This window comes from Lacticaseibacillus sp. 866-1 (assembly GCF_016861825.1).
In the GTDB taxonomy this organism is placed as follows: Bacteria; Bacillota; Bacilli; order Lactobacillales; family Lactobacillaceae; genus Lacticaseibacillus.
The window spans coordinates 35,966-51,906 of record NZ_BOLU01000012.1 but is presented as its reverse complement, the minus strand read 5'-3'; the positions used below and the strand labels follow the sequence as shown (position 1 = coordinate 51,906).

Below are 15,941 nucleotides of genomic sequence, written 5' to 3'. Positions count from 1 at the left end.
ATCAATCGATCAGTTCTGTGCAGCTCGCTCTTTCCGCAGTTTGGCCTTGTTGTTGCTCGAGTAGGACCCGGTCCGTTAGCGCAAGCTGATGTGAACAGGCCCTCATTCGCGTGATGATGGGGCCTGCCAGATGCGGCCTCATCATTGATGAGGCCACTTTTTTTGAAAAGCATCTGACACTTAAGGGAAAAGGGAGATCAGTTATGAAGATTTCGATGAGAAAAGTGATGCTGGGCGCGATCACGGCCGTGAGTGCGATTGCCCTGGCTGGGTGTGCGACGACTTCCGCCGGCGATAAAGGCAATTCTAGTACAGGTAACACCGTGAAAATCGGCATGAACATGGAGCTGTCCGGCGCCGCTGCCGGCTATGGGAACCAGATGAAGCAGGGCTTTGACTTGGCGGTTAAGCAGATCAACGCAGACGGCGGGATCAAGGTCAACGGTAAGAAATTGAAGATCAAGACTGTGATCCGCGACAACAAGTCCACGACTTCCGGTTCCAGCTCCGTTGCCGCCCAGCTCGCCGGCTCCGATGGCGTCTCCGCGATTGTCGGCCCTGCCACCACCAACGACGGGACCGCGGCGATTCCGAACATCACCAAGGCCAAGGTGCCATCCGTTTCCCCAAGTGCCACCGACCCGGATTACACCCTGCAGAAAAACGGCAAGGTTCAGCCGTACGTGTTCCGCGCCTGCTTTGAAAATAACTTCCAGGGCGAAACCGCAGCGCACTTTGCCAACAACACCCTGAAGGCCAAGAACGTCGCGATTCTTGAAGACAACTCAAGCGATTATGGTACCGGGCTCGCCAAGGCCTTCAAGTCCGCCTTCAAGGGCAGCGTTGTCTCGACGCAGTCCTTCTCCGAAGGCGACAAGGACTTCAACGCCCTGCTGACCGGGATCAAGAATAAGAATATCGATGCCATTTACGTTCCGGGTTACTACTCTGAGGCCGGCCTGATCATCAAGCAGGCCCGCTCGATGGGCATCACCGTGCCGATCATCGGCTCCGACGGCATGGCAGACCCGAAGCTGGCTGAAATCGCTGGCAGCGAGAACGCGTCTGACATTTACTACACCACGCCATTTTCCACCAAGTCTGGTTCCACGAACAAAATGGCCCAGACCTTCATGGGTGACTTCAAGAAGCAGTATCACACCGACGCGCCGACGTTCTCCGCGCTGGCTTACGATTCGGTCCTGATGGTTAAGCAGGCGATTGAGGATGCCAAATCCACCGATTCCGTCAAGATCGCGCAGGCCCTGGCCAAGATCAAAGACATGCCAGCTGTGACCGGTGCCATGACCGTCAACAAGACGCATGATCCGGAAAAGCCGATCATGATCGAAAAGCTGACCAACGGCAAGGTCGTATCCGCTGTCAAACAGAAGTAATGATTGCTTGAAGCACCGGGCTTACGCCTGATGCCACCCAGATTAGGAGGCGCTCTCGTGCAAACCTTTTTCCAGCAATTGATCAACGGCTTGAGTCTCGGCAGCATTTACGCGCTGCTGGCCCTCGGCTACACCATGGTCTACGGGATCATTAAGCTGATCAACTTTGCGCATGGGGACATTTATATGATTGGGGCCTTTTGGGGCTACTATGTGATCAACCAATACCACGTCGATTTCGGCGTGGCTTTGGTGTCTTCAATGGTCATTTGCGCCGCCCTGGGGATGCTGATCGAATATCTCGCATACAAGCCGCTGCGCAACTCGCCGCGGATTACCGCGCTGATCACCGCGATCGGCGTCTCGTACTTCCTTGAAAACGGCATGTCCTTCCTGTTCGGTGCCAACACCCGCAACTTCCCGCAGGTGGTGGCCTCGCACCGCTTCACCGTGTTCGGCGTGGCGGTGACCAACATTCAGCTGCTGATCGTGACGGTGTCGTTGGTCCTGATGGTTGCGCTGCAGCTTATTGTGCAGCACACCCGAATGGGGACGGCGATGCGTGCCGTGGCGGTCGACCAAGAGGCCGCCGAGCTGGTCGGCATCAATCCCAACCACGTCATTTCCTTCACCTTCGGCCTGGGCTCCGCCTTGGCCGGGGCGGCCGGCGTCCTGATCGGACTGTATTACAACTCGATCGACCCCCTGATGGGCATGGTGCCCGGCATCAAAGCCTTCGTGGCGGCGGTTGTCGGCGGCATCGGGTCGATTCCAGGCGCCGCGCTCGGCGGATTTCTCATCGGCATTTTGGAAACCTTCGTGCAGGCGATCGGCCTGTCGGCGTATAAGGACGCGGCGGTTTACGTGGTCCTCATCGTGATCCTCGTGGTCTTGCCGGCCGGGATCTTTGGCAAAAACGTGAAGGAGAAGGTGTGAGCATGGCAGCAAGATGGAAAGCAGCGCTGGTCTGGCTGGCGATCGCCGTTGCCGGCTTCTACCTGATCAATGAACTGATCGTGGTCGGTGTGATCAATAGTTTCATCGAAAACATGCTGGTCACCATTGGCATCAACATCATCTTGGCCACCGGCTTGAACCTGATTATCGGGTTTTCCGGCCAGTTCTCGCTGGGCCACGCCGGCTTTATGGCGCTTGGCGCCTATGCCACGGCCATCATTACCCAGTACTTGGGCAATGCGCTCGGTTTTTACCTGTCGATGGCTGTCGGGGTCGTGATCGCCATGATCGTCGCGGTGATCATCGGCATTCCGACGCTGCGGCTGCGCGGGGACTACCTCGCGATTGCCACCATGGGCGCGTCTGAAATCATCCGCGTGGTTCTGAACAACCTGAAAATCACTAACGGCGCGGCGGGGATGTACAACATTCCGGCGCTGGCCAACTGGCCGACCGTCTATGTGCTGGTGTGTCTGACGACCCTGATGATCGTCAACTTCGCCCGCAGCCGCGCTGGGCGCGCGATTCAGGCGATTCGCGAAGACGACATCGCCGCCGAGGCGGTGGGCATCAACCCGACCAAGTGGAAGCTGGCCGCCTTCGTGATGGGGGCCGCGACCGCCGCCGTTGCCGGCTCGCTGCACGCCGTGTACATTCAGACCATTGCGCCGAGTGATTTTGGCATCATGAACTCGATCTCGATCCTGATCATCGTGGTGCTGGGCGGCGTGGGCTCGATCACCGGCACCTTTGTGGCCGCGACCGTGCTGGGTGTGCTCGACACCGTCCTGCAAAGCTTTGGTACGCTGCGGATGGTGATTTACGCGCTGGCGTTGATCTTGATCATGGTCTTCAAGCCAAGCGGGCTACTCGGCCGCTACGAGGTGTCCATTCGCAAACTGTTTGAAAAGAAAGGAGTCCGCCATGGCACTGCTGACAGTCACGAATCTGAGTAAAAAGTTTGGCGGCCTGGACGCCGTGTCAAACGTCGACATGCACGTGGACGACGGTGAGCTGGTGGCCCTGATCGGCCCGAACGGCGCGGGCAAAACCACGCTGTTCAACATGCTGACCGGGGTGATCCCGCCCACTTCTGGCAAGATCACGCTGACCACGGCGACTGGCACGATTTCCCTGCTCGGCCACAAGCCATACCAGGTGGCCAAGCTTGGCCTGGCGCGCACCTTTCAAAACATCCGGCTGTTTGCTAACCTGTCCGTTCGCGACAACCTGCTTGCGGCGATGACGCACCGGTACACGGAAAACTTCTTTGGCGAGATTTTCCGCCTGCCCGCCTATTACAAAAAAGAGGCCAAGGTGGGGGCGTGGACCGATGCGCTGCTGCGCGAGTTTGACCTGACAGACGTGGCCGACTACGACGCCGGTAACCTGCCATACGGGACTCAGCGGCGGGTGGAGATCGCCCGCGCCACGGCCACGTCGCCGCGAATCATTTTCCTCGATGAGCCGGCGGCGGGGATGAACCCAGAGGAAACCGCGGCGCTGATGAAGCTGATCGGCAAGCTGCGCACTGATTTTCAGCTGACGGTGGTCCTGATCGAGCACGACATGAGCTTGGTCATGAACATTGCTGAGCGCATTTACGTGCTGAATCAGGGTAAGCTGATTGCCGAGGGCACGCCCGCCGAGATTCAAAAGAACCAGGCCGTGGTCGATTCGTATTTAGGAGGTGGCGTTCATGCTTAACGTGGCAGGCCTGAAGGTCAACTACGGCGCTATTCAGGCCGTGCAAGGCGTCGACTTCACCGTTAATGACGGCGAGATCGTCACGCTGATCGGGGCCAACGGGGCCGGCAAAAGCACCATCCTGAAAACCATCAGCGGTTTGCTGCGGCCCAGCGCCGGCACGATAACCTACAAAGATCAGAACCTGGCCAAGCTGTCGCCCTCTAAAATCGTTGCGGCCGGCATTGCGCAGGTGCCGGAAGGGCGGCACGTGTTCGAAGGCCTGACGGTCACCGAGAACCTGCGGATGGGCGCGTACCTCTCACCCAAGACGCGCGATGAGCAGCTGACTGCCGTCTACGACCAGTTTCCGGTGCTGAAGGAGCGGCGCAGCCAGGATGCCGCGACGCTGTCCGGTGGCGAGCAGCAGATGCTGGCAATGGGTCGCGCCATGATGGCTAAGCCCAAGCTGCTGCTTTTGGACGAGCCGTCGATGGGGCTGGCGCCAATTTACATCAACAAGATCTTCGACATCATCAAAAACATTCACGCCCAAGGGGTGACGGTGCTTTTGATTGAGCAAAACGCGGCCCAGGCGCTGCAGGTCGCCGACCGCGGCTACGTGCTGGCCAGCGGCCAGGTCAAAATGACCGGCACCGGCAAGGCCCTGCTCGCAAACGATGATGTGCGCGCGGCATACTTGGGCGGCTGAGGGTGTCATTGAGGTTCGATTAAGGTCTGTTCCCTGATGGGGACAGACTTTTTTTCTGGCTGGACGAAAAAACGCCTCACGCCGGTTCATTGCAAACCGGCGTGAGGCGATTGAAGGTTATGGCCGCAGCTGAGGCCGCTGATTCTTGATCAGCAGGTCCTGCTTGATCAGGTCAATGGTTTCCTGGTTTTGGGGTAAATCGCTGTGCTCAGCGTTGCTGCCGGACAGGGTGATCATGGTGTAATGCTTGACCTGGTTTTGAAAAATGTACTTGCCGGCGTCTACCGAGGCCAGCGGCACGATGCCGTCGGACGTGTAGTTCTCAGACCCGGCCACCGAGTACACGGTCAGACCAGCCGGCAGGCGCTTTTTCTGCCGAATCATGTCCGTCAGCATCTGCGTGCGGTTGGCGGGCTTGCTTTCTTCCAGATTATACGGCGAGCCCAGGGTGATCATGCGCTGCATGGTGTACTTAGACTGGTCCATGTACCGCTCCAAAAACAGGGTCAGGACCAGGCCGCCGTTGCTGTGGCCGATCGCGGAAAACCGGTCGAAGTGGTATTTCTTGGCCATGGCGGTGAAGGCAATGTTGAACCAGCGCGCCTGGCGCTGAATGTTCGGGTAGCCGTCCTTGTTATTGGCAAACGCGACCACGATATAGGGCTGGCGGTCGCGGGGGGCGATGCGGCCGGACTGTTTCAGCTGCCCTGACTCGGTCACGGTGATTTTAACGTAGCTGTGGCCAATGGTTTGGCGGTTGAGGGCGGAGACCAAGGCATTGAACCGGTTCTGGCTAGCCGAGCTGCCTGGCACCAGAAAAATCGGCCGCATGCGGGAGCGGTGGACGACGCGGGCGTTTTCGACGCTGGTGTGCATCCACCGGTAGGCTGGAAAACCGATGCCCACCAGGAGGACGCAGAACACCAACAGTTTAACGAACCATTTTCGCATCGGCCTTCGCCTCCTGAGTTAAGCCCTGGACAAACGGGTAGTAAATCGCGACACTCGCGGCCAGGCACAGCAGACTGACAACCAGGGCAGACCAGTTGCCGTTAGTGCCCAAAAAAGCGAAAAGCGGCCCTGGTGTGCTCGGCGGCACCGGGTAAACCACTGGCGGCATTAGGTGCAGCCAGAGCGCCAGCGCGGCGATGCCACTGCTGGCAAGCGGCGCCAGAAAAAAGGGGATGAGCATGCGCAGATCTAATATGACCGGCGTTGAAAGCAGCGTCAACAATGGCAGGTTGACGGTGGCCGTCACCAGCTCTGGGACCGCGACGCGCCGATTGACTAGCGCAAGCGCGAGCACGAGCGCCAGCATTGACCCGGTGCCGCCCATGTTGGCAAACGGCGCAAAGATGGTGCCGGTCGTGAAGCGGTACGGGATGGTGCTTAAACTAGGGTGGGCCAGCGCAGCGTTCAAGTTGGCAGCGGCTTCTGGGCTCATTGCAAAGTTCGTCAGCGGCGCCAGCAGTGGTGGCAGTCCCAGCCACGTCAGCGCAAGATTGGCGGGCAGCACCAGGAAATCCGGCAGCGTCAGCCACGACCAGGACAGGTGGTTGGCGAGCACTCTGGCGCCGGCGCCGATGGCCAGGCCCAGCAGTACGACCCCGATCAGCCAGGTCGCGGCCCAGTGGTCATTTTTAGCGTGGTCAAACAGCCAGGCCACAGGCGGTGCGACCACTACCGCCAGCAGCAGCGCGCTGGGACCCAGGTGCGGCCAACTCAGCGTCCGGGTCGGATCCGCGGTCGCCAGTGCCATGAAACTGAGCACCCCGATCACGGCCAAGGCCAGGTACCGGTGGCCCAGCTCGGCCACCATGAGGCCCGCCACCATCAAGGCCAGACTGCCCCACAGCACGGTGGTCAAGTTACTGAGCAGCACCGGCAAAAAGCGCGGCCAGCGCAGATGGTAGATCTGGGCAAAAAAGCCGTCCTTCACCACAACGCTCAAGTTGAATGCCTGTGTCACTGCTGCAATGACCAGCACCGGCCGTAGTGTCTTTAAGGCCTCACGCAAGCTGCGCAGCACGCGCGTGGATTCTAGTTTCGTTGCCCAACTCATGGCGTTTTCCCCCTATTTGGTCGCCTACATTATGCGAGCCGAATCGTTTCTTGGCAATTTTAGAAAGCGGTTCTATGGTACTATTTAACTAGTTTGGAACATTTAAAAAGAGGGAGCAAAACATGGAAAAGCCATTAGCGAAATACATTGATCACACATTGCTCAAGCCGGACGCCACGCAGGATCAAATCGACACGGTTCTCGCGCAGGCCAAGCAGTACCATTTTGCCAGCGTCTGCATCAACCCATACTGGGTCCCGCGGGCGGCGGCCGCCTTGCGCGGCACCGACGTGAATGTCTGCACGGTCATCGGCTTTCCGCTGGGCGCAAACACCACGTTCATCAAGGTCGACGAGGCCAACCACGCCATTGACGATGGCGCTAAGGAAGTCGACATGGTGTTAAACATTGGCGAATTGAAGGGCGGCCATGACGATCAGGTCAAGGCGGACATTCAGGCCGTGGCTGATGCCGCGCATGCCAAGGCGGCGGTGCTTAAGGTGATCATTGAGGCCGTGCTGCTCTCCGATGACGAAAAGGTTCGGGCCTGCCAGGCGGCCGAAGCGGCCGGGGCCGATTTTGTGAAAACCTCGACTGGTTTTGCCAGCGGCGGCGCCACCGTGCACGACGTGACGCTGATGCGCGAAACGGTCGGCACACGGCTGGGCGTCAAGGCGGCCGGCGGCATTCACTCCTATGCAGAAGCCAAGGCGTTGATCGAGGCCGGGGCGGACCGCCTCGGCGCCAGCGCCGGGGTCACCATTCTCCAGGAAGCCGGGGTGATCGACTGATGGCAAAATTTAAACGCGTCATCAGTATCGTCACGGATTCCATCGGGATCGGCGCCGCGCCGGATGCCGGCAAGTTCAACGATGAGGGGTCGGACACCCTGGGTCACATCGGTGAGTTCTTTCACGGCGACTGGGCGCTGCCAAACTGGCAGAAACTCGGCCTGGGCAACATTCGCGAAGACGCGCCGATCAAGGGCGTCGAACCGATCGCGCGGCCCATTGGCTACTTTGGCAAAATGTACGAGATTTCTGCCGGCAAGGACAGCATGGATGGCCACTGGGAAATGATGGGCCTGCCGGTCACCGAGCCGCTCGGCTTTTTCCCGCAAGGGTTTCCTGCAAAGCTAATTAAGCAGATCGAGGACTTTTCCGGCCGCAAGGTGATCGTCAACCTGCCATACTCCGGCACTGAGGTCATCAAAAAGTACGGCGAAGAGCAGCTGAAAACGGGCGACCTGATTGTTTACACGTCAGGCGACTCCGTGCTTCAGATTGCCGCTAACACCGCGGTCATTCCGCTCAAGGAGCTCTACAAGATCTGCGAGTACGCCCGGAGCATCACCACCGACCAGCCTTACAAAATCGGCCGGGTCATCGCAAGGCCGTATGTGGGCGACAAGGCGGACAATTTCACGCGCACTTCGGACCGCCACGATTACGCGCTGATGCCAAACGCGCCAACGGACCTCGACCGCCTGCAGGCCGCCGGGATCCCGACGTACGGCGTCGGTAAGATCAACGACATTTTCTCCGGCCAGGGCCTGGACGATGGCATTCACACGGTCTCAAACGAGGACGGTATGAACCAGACCATTAAGCAGGTCAAATCGGCTCGGGAAGGCTTCATTTTCACCAACCTGGTCGACTTTGACGCCATGTACGGGCACCGGCGCAACGCGCAAGGCGATGGCGAGGCGCTGATGGCCTTCGATAAGCAACTCGGGGAGCTGATGGCGGCGATGCAAGACAGCGACCTTCTGATGATCACCTCGGACCACGGCAATGACCCCACGTTCCGCGGCACCGACCACACCCGCGAGTATGTGCCGCTGGTCGTATACAGCAAGTCCCTGCCAGGCGGTGGCAGCCTCGGGATTCGCTCACCGTTTGCCGACATGGGCGCGACGATTCTGGACAACTTTGGCGTTCAAGGCACCGGCGTTGGGCACTCATTTTTGGCTGAACTGAAATAGCTCGAATGGAGGACAATCATGAGCACACACATTGATGCGCCAAAAGACGCGATTGCCGACGTGGTTTTGCTGCCAGGGGATCCGCTGCGCGCCAAGTACATTGCCGAAACCTACCTGGACGACCCGGTGCTGTACAACACCGTGCGCAACGCGTTCGGTTACACCGGCACGTACCAGGGCCGGCGGGTGTCCGTTCAGGCGACCGGCATGGGGATCCCATCGATCTCAATCTACGCGACCGAGTTAATGAAGGATTACGGCGTCAAAACGCTGATCCGCGTCGGCACCACCGGGGGCCTTGCCCCGCAGGTCAAGGTCCGCGACCTGGTGCTGGCACAAGGCGCAACCACTGATTCGTCGATTATTTTGAACACGTTCGGGGCCGGGCTCTACTTTGCGCCGCTCGCTGACTTCGGTCTGCTGGAAACGGCGGCCAAGTTGGCGCGTGAGACAAACCTGCGCTGCCACGTCGGCAACGTGCTGGGTGAGGACCGCTTCTACAACGATGAGATGGACCGGCAGAAGCTGATTGACTACGGGGTCCTCGCCACGGAAATGGAGACGCCGGCGCTGTATCTGCTGGCAGCCAAGTACCATCGGCGGGCGCTGGCTATTCTTACGGTGTCCAACCACCTGGTGACCGGTGAGGAAACGACTGCCCAAGAGCGTCAAACCAGCTTCGACGATATGATCCGTCTGGCGTTGCAGACTGTGTGCAGTTTGTAACATAAATGAAAAATAACGTGCTTGGACAGCTGAGGCCGCTTGCTCACGGGCCTTATCGCCTTTGGCCACGTCAATTTGGACAAAAACGAACGCCCATTCGGTGAAAACACCGAGGCATGGTGCTAAGCTGAAACTAATCGTTAAGAAATCTTAAAACAGCTTTTTTAATCAGTAAATGTGATGTTGAAATTGGAGGCACTTACGTATGGGAAAATCGACTAAGGCAATTGCACTGACCGCTGGTCTCGCGGGGGTTGCGGGACTAGCAGCGCTGGTGTCTGCACCGAATCAGGTCAGCGCGGCAACTACCGGTACAGTGACTTACCAACAGGGTGCAACAACTGTTTGGCAGACGCCGGCCTTTAACCAGGTCAAGCGCTACGTCCTGTTCAACCAGCGCATTGCAATTCAGGGCTCCAAGGTCGTTAACGGGGCAATCTGGTATCAGATTGGCGCTAACGAATGGATCCCGGCTATTTATCTGCAGGCCGATGATGGCCAGACTGCCAACGCCAACGCAGCAGCCGATCAGGCAACCAGTTCAAATTCCGCCAGCGACACCGAGGTGGGGTCGTACACGCTGACAGTGACTTACGAAGGCGGTGCGACGACGGTTTGGGCTTCGACTCACTACCAGACGGCGACTGGCCGTTATTTGACTGCTGGCCAACAGGTCACAGCGGTTGCCAAGACCACCAGCAATGGTGAAACATGGTACCGCCTGAGTTCTGGCGGTTACGTTCCGGCACGCTTTACCTCTGAAAATGGGACAGTGGCGGCGCCGGCGGCAACGCCAGCACCCGCTGCTTCTGCTGCGCCAGTCGCTAGTGCCGCTGCACCAGCCGCTTCAAGCGCCGCACCGGCTGCTTCTTCTGCAGCACCTGCAGCCTCTAGTGCTGCGCCTGCTGCAAGCACTGGGACGACGGTTGCAACCAGTGCTCCCCAGGCCGTCACCCCAGCAGTCACTGCTGGCAGCTTCAACCTGACGGTCAACTACGCTGGTGCGGTGACGGTATGGAATGCCCCTAGCTTCACGACCGCTTCTGGCAAGTACCTGAGCAATGGCCAAAAGGTCACGGCCAACGGCAAAGTTACTGCCGGCGGTGCCACATGGTACCAGCTGACTTCTGGCGGTTATGTGCCAGCTAACACGGTTACCACTGGCACGGTTGCTGCTCCTGCAGCAACAGCCGCTCCTGCGGCAACTGCCACACCTGCAGCACCAGCTGATCCTGCGGCCACCCCTGCACCAGTAGCTAAGCCTGCGACCGCGACGGCCACGGCAAGCAAGCCGGCCACCGCGACGCCAGCGCCAGCAGCCACGGCGACCCTTAGCCGGGCAGCCAAGGTTCAGCGTCTGATTTCCACTGCGCGTGCGGAGATTGGCAAACCTTACTTATGGGGCTCCAAAGGGCCGAATAGCTTCGATTGCTCTGGCCTCATGTACTACACATTCAAGAATGCGCTGGGCATTACGCTTGGCGGTTACACCGGGACCCAGCAAAACAATGGGACACGGATCTCCATGAGTCAGGTCCAGGCTGGCGATTTGATTTTCTGGGCCACTAATGGGACTCCTTACCACGTCGCACTGGCCATTGGTAACAACCAGTACATCAATGCAGTCAAGCCAGGCGTCCCGGTCCAAATTGGGACGATTTCCCAGTACTTCAACCCAAGCTTCGCGGTTCGCGTGGCGTTCTAAAACCAATTTCGACAATCAATAAGCGTCCATCTAATCAAAGAGATGGACGCTTTTTTGGTGGTTAGAATGAGGTGTCGAGGTAGTGGCCCATCACACTGAGAAAATGCCGCAGCTGCAACTTGCGCAACACTCCGGCACCGGGAAAATGACGGGCCGCGGCCAGCTCGATCAGCTCACGCAGGGCTGGCGTGGCCGCTTTGGGGTGTGCGGCCAGCCACGCCGGCAGTGGGGCGGCCGCCTCGAAAAATTTGTCCTGGGGGCGGCTAAAGTCCTCATTGTTCACTGAGGTGAAATGCTGCACCCACAGCTGCTCGTGCTGCTCAAATAGTAGGTGCAGGGACAGCGCCCGCTGCGGGTACCCGCGTTCGTCGTAGTGCCGCGTCGCGAGCGGGTAATCGGCAAAGCCGCTGCCAGGCAAAGTCTGTTGAGGGTACTGATAAAATTCACGCTGGACCAGGCGGTAGTTTTCGGTGCGCTCGCGCGTGGGGGTGTGGTCTTCCAAGTACGCCGCATGTTTCAGGTGCAGGCGGCGAAACCGGGCGCCTGCAGGAATCAGGCTGGCTTGGCCTTTTGGCAGGGCCACCACCTGCGCCAGGGTCTCGGCGATGATCAAGGCGCCTGCCTGGCCGTCAAAATACCGCGCGGACCGAACCCAAGGCGATAGCCCAGCGCGGTGGACCGGGCTGGCTAGGAGGCCGTAGCGGCCGACCTGCGGGTTTTGCACGACAAACAGGAGATGTTTTCGGGCGGTGAAGGCCTTGGCCACGGCAGTCAGGGCCGGCAGGTCTTTGACCGGTTCAATCACCGGCAGCACGTGCGGCGAAAGGGCGTCTTTTTCGACGGCCTCTTTCAGGGCCAGCAGATCGTACTGGCGTCCACGAATCAGCGGGTAGTAGTTCATGATGGCTGCCTCAGCAAGGCCAATTCCTCAGCGAGTGCGTCTACTTCGGCCTGCAGCGTGCTGACAGCGGTGCCTTCGACCCCGCCCATGACGCGATCGTAAAGGTTCGATTCGGGGTCGTACACGCGGTACTGATCCGAGCGCCGCTTGATTTCGGCCAGCAGCTGCTCGTCGGAAAAGTGCGAAAGGCCTTTGTCCACCTGCTTGGCTTTTTGCACCTCGCGGTTAAGGCTGGCGATGAAGCGCTCGAGGAGTGCCGTTTGCGGCACCTGCAGGGCCTGCCGGCGCGGCGGGCGGCTGATGGTCAGCTGGCCGGGCACCGTGATCGGCACCGTGGCCGCTTTGATGGCCGCCGGGTCAAAGGCTTGGTATGTCATGACCCCGATACCGGCGGGAATCTCATCGGCCACCTGCTGGTAAAGGGTTAACGGCAGCACAAAATAGTTGTAGTCGCCGATGAAGCTGAGTTTGGCGCTGCTGTGGAAGTCGCTTTTGGTCACCTTCAGCTCGAAGCACCGCCAGGTCAGCGGGTCACCGGGCTGCATGACCAGTGTGTCGACGATCCCGCGGTCGGCTGGCATGGTGACCTCTTCGACCGCCACCGCCCCCAGGTCTTCCCAGTAGGCGTACAGCGTTTTTTCCAAATCAAGCGTTAGGGGTGTTTTCACGATGAGCCTCCCAAAAGTCGGTCAGTTGCGCGGCCATGTCGTCAAGGTCAGTGGCGACGGTGGCATGGGTCCAGTGCGGCGGAAACAGCGGCGCGTATCGCGGCCCGGCGAAGCGGCTGTCGGCCAGCAGCACGACGCCGACGTCCTTGGCCCCGCGGATGACCCGCCCGCCGGCCTGCAGGACATTGTTGAAGCCGGGCAGCTGGTAGGCGTAGGCAAACCCGTCCTGGCCCTGCGCGTCAAAATACGCACGCAGGCGGTCGGTTTCTGCGTTCAGGCCGGGCAGGCCGACGGTGACAATGGCGACGCCGATCAACTGGACGCCGCCCAGGTCGATGCCTTCGCTGAAAATCCCGCCGAGCACGGCAAAACCGACCACGGGACTGGGGTCATCGCGAAACCGGGCCAGAAACGTGGTGCGTTCGTCGCTGGTCATGCTGCCGCCTTGCACGACGGTGGCCAAGTCCGGGTTGGCAGCCTTGAAGGCGTCGGCGACGGTGGTCAGGTAGCTGTGCGACGGTAGGAAGATCAGGTAGTGCCCAGCTTTGGTGCTGACCATCATAGTGAGGCTGGCGATCAGCGCCGGCAGGCTGGACTCGCGATTGCGATAAGTCGGGGTGATAAAATTGGTGACCAACACCTTGAGGTTTTCCTGGGGAAACGGCGACGGTAGGCGGTAGGCCAGCGACTGGTCGCGGCCGCCGAGAATGTCCTGATAGTAGGGCAAAGGCGACAGGGTCGCTGAAAATAGCACGGCGCCGCGGCCTTTGTCCAGACAGTCCGAGATGAACTGGCTGGGATCCAGGCACAGCTCCTTGAGGTGGATGGCCCCGGCCGCGTTTTCAATTTCCGTTTCGTAGGCGTCGTTGTAGTAATCAGCGATGCGCAGGTAGCTGGTGGCGCTGAAGAACACTGGCAGCACCTGATCGACGACGGCCTGGTCACGCGTGTCGGGGTCCTGGCCCAGCCAGTCGTGCACGGCGCTGGTGAAGCCGGTCAGCTGCGCGATGAAGTCGTCGAGCTGTGGTTTTTGAAACGTCAGCGGCTGGTCATTGACTGTCAGGCGCACGGCGTCAAAGGCGGTCAGGACCTTGGACAAGGCGCCTTTGACTGGCGGCAGACCCTTGCCCTTTTGCTTATCGATTGCAGACCGTAACGTGGCAAAATCGGTGTCGAGCAGCTCGGCGCTGTACATTTCCCGCGCCCTTGCCACCAGGTTGTGCGCCTCGTCGATCAGGAAGAAGTTGCCGGTGTCCGGCTCGGCAAAGAAGCGCTGCAGGAACACCGCCGGGTCGAACAGGTAGTTGTAGTCGCAGATGATGACATCGCAAAACAGGCTGACGTCCAGCGAAAACTCGAAGGGGTCCAGCGTGTGCTTCTTGGCGTACTGCTCGATCACCGGCCGCGTGATGGCGTCCTCGTGGCCCAACAGATCTTTCAGCGCCGGCTTGAGGCGGTCGTAGTAGCCGAGCATGTAGGGGTTGATGCTGGGGTCGTCGGGCTCGTCGGCAAAGGTGATGGTGTCCTTGGCCGTCAGCGTGATGCTTTTGGCGTGCAGGCCGTGTTTGGTCATCAGCGCCATCGCCTCTTCGGCCACGTGCCTAGTGCTTTGCTTGGCGGTCAGGTAGAAGGTGCGCTGGATGAGCCCGGCGCCCATCGCCTTGATCACCGGAAACAGCGTCGAAATGGTTTTGCCGGTGCCGGTCGGGGCCTCGACAAACAGCCGCGTCGAATTGGCGACGGTGCGATACACCGCCGCGGCCAGTTCGCGCTGCCCTTTGCGGTACACCGGGAAGGGAAACGGCAGCGGCTCAATGCTGGCGTCGCGGCGGACGACAATGTCGCTGCGCATTTTCAGCCAGTCACCAAAATCGTTCAGCAGGTCCTGAAAATCATCGGCGAGCTCAGCCGCGGTTTTGACCTCGGTGAAGCGCGTGATTTGGTCGGTGGTGGTTTGGTAGTAGATCAGATCCAGCTCGACTTCGGCCAAGTCCCGCTCGTCGCACAGAAAATGGCCGTAGACCCGGGCCTGCGCCCAGTAGCGGTCCTTGGTGTTTTGGGTGACGTCGGCCCAGTCGCGCGCTGAGGTTTTGATCTCCTCGACCACGGTACGCTTCTTGCTGGTGTCCACGCCGTCTGCGCGTCCGTCGATGGTGTAGGCCACACCGTTGACCGTGACCGTCTGGGCCAGGTAGACTTCCTTTTCATAGTTGCCGTCATGGGCGGCCTGCAGGCGGCGGTGGATCGAAGCGCCCAGCATGGCGGTGTTATTGGAATTGGTGGTGACCGGGTCCAGGTCACCGGTGCGGACGGTGAGTTCGACGAGCTCGCGCACGCCAATGCGGTTGTCTGCCATGAGAACGCTCCTTTCTTAAGCAATTTTAACCGGCGCAGTGAAACTCGTCGCGCCGGCTTTTCCTTCCAGTATAAAACGGATGTTCGGGCTTGAAAAGGGAAGCCGGCTTGAACCGAGCCGCTTACATAGGATATGATGGCCAAAGAATAAGTAAAGAGGGATAAACATGGAAATCAACGTGAAGGCTTTTCAGGAAGCCATTGAAGCGGAAAACTTCGAGCAGACCAATTATCCAATCACCGAGGCAGCGGCGACGTCCGATATCGAAAAGGCCCTGGCGCCGGTGTTTAACGACGTGGACCAGGCGCTTTCAACCGGCAAGCTCATTTCGGCGCAGCTGACGATTGCAGGGGATGAGCCCACCTATGTTCGGATCGAAACCGGCATCATCAACCTGCCGTTTGAGGACAGCAAGAAGGTCACCAACTTCCTCGATGCGGACAAAGAAACGCCAATCGACCTCAACCTGATCGTGGTGTCGCCATACGTCAACGCGTCTGGTCTCCGCATCGATGAGATCGCGACGGCGGACGCCTACCTCGCCGATAAGCGGGCCAACATGGCGGCGGTTGCGGCCGAGGTCCACGAAAAGCTGGCCGTCATCAAGACGACCCGTGAGGCGCCAAAGCCAATCGTCAAGGAAGTCCCGGCGAGCCGCGCCAAGACCACCCGCAAAACCACCACGCGGCGCACGGCGGCCAAGAAGCCGGCGACCCGCAAGCGCACGACGCGCAAGCCCGCGGCCAAAAAGCGCAGCACGACTAGCCGCAAAAAGGAGGACTAGCCG

General features: G+C 59.6%; 15 protein-coding genes. 10 read left to right on the top strand and 5 right to left on the bottom strand.

All coding sequences use genetic code 11. The annotated features are described in order from the left end of the window. The first annotated feature begins 203 nt into the window (after nucleotides 1-203). From JUE30_RS05310 to JUE30_RS05290, 5 genes are read left to right on the top strand one after another with little or no spacing between them, the layout of a single operon-like run. A complete protein-coding gene (locus tag JUE30_RS05310; protein ID WP_203623943.1) occupies nucleotides 204-1,397 on the top strand; it encodes an ABC transporter substrate-binding protein in 1,194 nt (397 codons plus the stop codon). A 57-nt stretch (nucleotides 1,398-1,454) separates the two neighbouring features. Beyond that, nucleotides 1,455-2,333 (top strand): branched-chain amino acid ABC transporter permease, encoded by an 879-nt coding sequence (locus tag JUE30_RS05305; protein WP_203623942.1) that lies wholly within the window; start codon nucleotides 1,455-1,457, stop codon nucleotides 2,331-2,333. Nucleotides 2,334-2,335: 2 nt separating this feature from the next. Then, nucleotides 2,336-3,310 (top strand): branched-chain amino acid ABC transporter permease, encoded by a 975-nt coding sequence (locus JUE30_RS05300; RefSeq protein ID WP_203623941.1) that lies wholly within the window; start codon nucleotides 2,336-2,338, stop codon nucleotides 3,308-3,310. Beyond that, nucleotides 3,279-4,061, top strand: a complete 783-nt coding sequence (locus JUE30_RS05295; RefSeq protein ID WP_203623940.1) for an ABC transporter ATP-binding protein — start codon at nucleotides 3,279-3,281, stop codon at nucleotides 4,059-4,061. The genes JUE30_RS05300 and JUE30_RS05295 overlap by 32 nt, the downstream gene beginning before the upstream one ends. After that, a complete protein-coding gene (locus tag JUE30_RS05290; RefSeq protein ID WP_203623939.1) occupies nucleotides 4,054-4,752 on the top strand; it encodes an ABC transporter ATP-binding protein in 699 nt (232 codons plus the stop codon). The genes JUE30_RS05295 and JUE30_RS05290 overlap by 8 nt, the downstream gene beginning before the upstream one ends. A 117-nt stretch (nucleotides 4,753-4,869) precedes the next feature. On the opposite strand, the gene JUE30_RS05285 is transcribed toward JUE30_RS05290, so the two are convergent. Together JUE30_RS05285 and JUE30_RS05280 are read right to left on the bottom strand one after the other, a co-directional pair. Then, nucleotides 4,870-5,703, bottom strand: coding sequence for an alpha/beta hydrolase (locus JUE30_RS05285; RefSeq protein WP_203623938.1), 834 nt, complete (start codon nucleotides 5,701-5,703; stop codon nucleotides 4,870-4,872). Beyond that, nucleotides 5,684-6,814, bottom strand: coding sequence for a hypothetical protein (locus JUE30_RS05280; RefSeq protein ID WP_203623937.1), 1,131 nt, complete (start codon nucleotides 6,812-6,814; stop codon nucleotides 5,684-5,686). Before JUE30_RS05280 ends, JUE30_RS05285 begins: the two co-directional genes overlap by 20 nt. Nucleotides 6,815-6,936: 122 nt before the next feature. Here JUE30_RS05280 and deoC point away from each other — a divergent pair, with 122 nt between their 5' ends. From deoC to JUE30_RS05260, 4 genes are all read left to right on the top strand, one after another. After that, on the top strand, nucleotides 6,937-7,605 hold the full coding sequence (gene deoC / locus JUE30_RS05275) for a deoxyribose-phosphate aldolase (protein ID WP_203623936.1): 669 nt from the start codon (nucleotides 6,937-6,939) through the stop codon (nucleotides 7,603-7,605). Next, nucleotides 7,605-8,798 carry a phosphopentomutase gene (locus tag JUE30_RS05270; RefSeq protein WP_203623935.1) on the top strand — a complete coding sequence of 398 codons (1,194 nt, stop codon included), beginning with the start codon at nucleotides 7,605-7,607 and terminating at the stop codon, nucleotides 8,796-8,798. Before deoC ends, JUE30_RS05270 begins: the two co-directional genes overlap by 1 nt. Nucleotides 8,799-8,816: 18 nt before the next feature. Then, nucleotides 8,817-9,524, top strand: coding sequence for a purine-nucleoside phosphorylase (gene deoD / locus JUE30_RS05265; RefSeq protein WP_203623934.1), 708 nt, complete (start codon nucleotides 8,817-8,819; stop codon nucleotides 9,522-9,524). Between the two features lie 205 nt (nucleotides 9,525-9,729). After that, nucleotides 9,730-11,229 carry a C40 family peptidase gene (locus JUE30_RS05260; RefSeq protein ID WP_203623933.1) on the top strand — a complete coding sequence of 500 codons (1,500 nt, stop codon included), beginning with the start codon at nucleotides 9,730-9,732 and terminating at the stop codon, nucleotides 11,227-11,229. A 61-nt stretch (nucleotides 11,230-11,290) separates the two neighbouring features. Here JUE30_RS05260 and JUE30_RS05255 read toward each other — a convergent pair whose 3' ends face one another. Genes JUE30_RS05255 through JUE30_RS05245 form a run of 3 tightly spaced genes read right to left on the bottom strand, consistent with a single transcriptional unit; the run spans nucleotide 11,291 to nucleotide 15,154 of the window. Then, nucleotides 11,291-12,130 (bottom strand): sce7725 family protein, encoded by an 840-nt coding sequence (locus tag JUE30_RS05255; RefSeq protein WP_203623932.1) that lies wholly within the window; start codon nucleotides 12,128-12,130, stop codon nucleotides 11,291-11,293. Further along, complete coding sequence (locus JUE30_RS05250) at nucleotides 12,127-12,798, bottom strand: hypothetical protein (protein WP_203623931.1); 672 nt, start codon at nucleotides 12,796-12,798, stop codon at nucleotides 12,127-12,129. The genes JUE30_RS05255 and JUE30_RS05250 overlap by 4 nt, the downstream gene beginning before the upstream one ends. Beyond that, entirely contained in the window at nucleotides 12,776-15,154 is a 2,379-nt protein-coding gene (locus tag JUE30_RS05245) for an ATP-dependent DNA helicase (protein ID WP_203623930.1), read from the bottom strand. Before JUE30_RS05245 ends, JUE30_RS05250 begins: the two co-directional genes overlap by 23 nt. 166 nt (nucleotides 15,155-15,320) lie before the next feature. Between JUE30_RS05245 and JUE30_RS05240 the strand changes: the two genes are divergently transcribed. Beyond that, a complete protein-coding gene (locus tag JUE30_RS05240) occupies nucleotides 15,321-15,938 on the top strand; it encodes a hypothetical protein (RefSeq protein WP_203623929.1) in 618 nt (205 codons plus the stop codon). Nucleotides 15,939-15,941 lie beyond the last annotated feature (3 nt).

Bases quoted from the DNA above. Each gene is read 5' to 3' on its own strand.
- JUE30_RS05310 (WP_203623943.1), top strand. From the start codon at position 204: ATGAAGATTTCGATGAGAAAAGTGATGCTGGGCGCGATCACGGCCGTG.
- JUE30_RS05300 (WP_203623941.1), top strand. From the start codon at position 2,336: ATGGCAGCAAGATGGAAAGCAGCGCTGGTCTGGCTGGCGATCGCCGTT.
- JUE30_RS05295 (WP_203623940.1), top strand. From the start codon at position 3,279: ATGGCACTGCTGACAGTCACGAATCTGAGTAAAAAGTTTGGCGGCCTG.
- JUE30_RS05290 (WP_203623939.1), top strand. From the start codon at position 4,054: ATGCTTAACGTGGCAGGCCTGAAGGTCAACTACGGCGCTATTCAGGCC.
- JUE30_RS05285 (WP_203623938.1), bottom strand. From the start codon at position 5,703: ATGCGAAAATGGTTCGTTAAACTGTTGGTGTTCTGCGTCCTCCTGGTG.
- JUE30_RS05280 (WP_203623937.1), bottom strand. From the start codon at position 6,814: ATGAGTTGGGCAACGAAACTAGAATCCACGCGCGTGCTGCGCAGCTTG.
- deoC (WP_203623936.1), top strand. From the start codon at position 6,937: ATGGAAAAGCCATTAGCGAAATACATTGATCACACATTGCTCAAGCCG.
- JUE30_RS05270 (WP_203623935.1), top strand. From the start codon at position 7,605: ATGGCAAAATTTAAACGCGTCATCAGTATCGTCACGGATTCCATCGGG.
- deoD (WP_203623934.1), top strand. From the start codon at position 8,817: ATGAGCACACACATTGATGCGCCAAAAGACGCGATTGCCGACGTGGTT.
- JUE30_RS05260 (WP_203623933.1), top strand. From the start codon at position 9,730: ATGGGAAAATCGACTAAGGCAATTGCACTGACCGCTGGTCTCGCGGGG.
- JUE30_RS05255 (WP_203623932.1), bottom strand. From the start codon at position 12,130: ATGAACTACTACCCGCTGATTCGTGGACGCCAGTACGATCTGCTGGCC.
- JUE30_RS05245 (WP_203623930.1), bottom strand. From the start codon at position 15,154: ATGGCAGACAACCGCATTGGCGTGCGCGAGCTCGTCGAACTCACCGTC.
- JUE30_RS05240 (WP_203623929.1), top strand. From the start codon at position 15,321: ATGGAAATCAACGTGAAGGCTTTTCAGGAAGCCATTGAAGCGGAAAAC.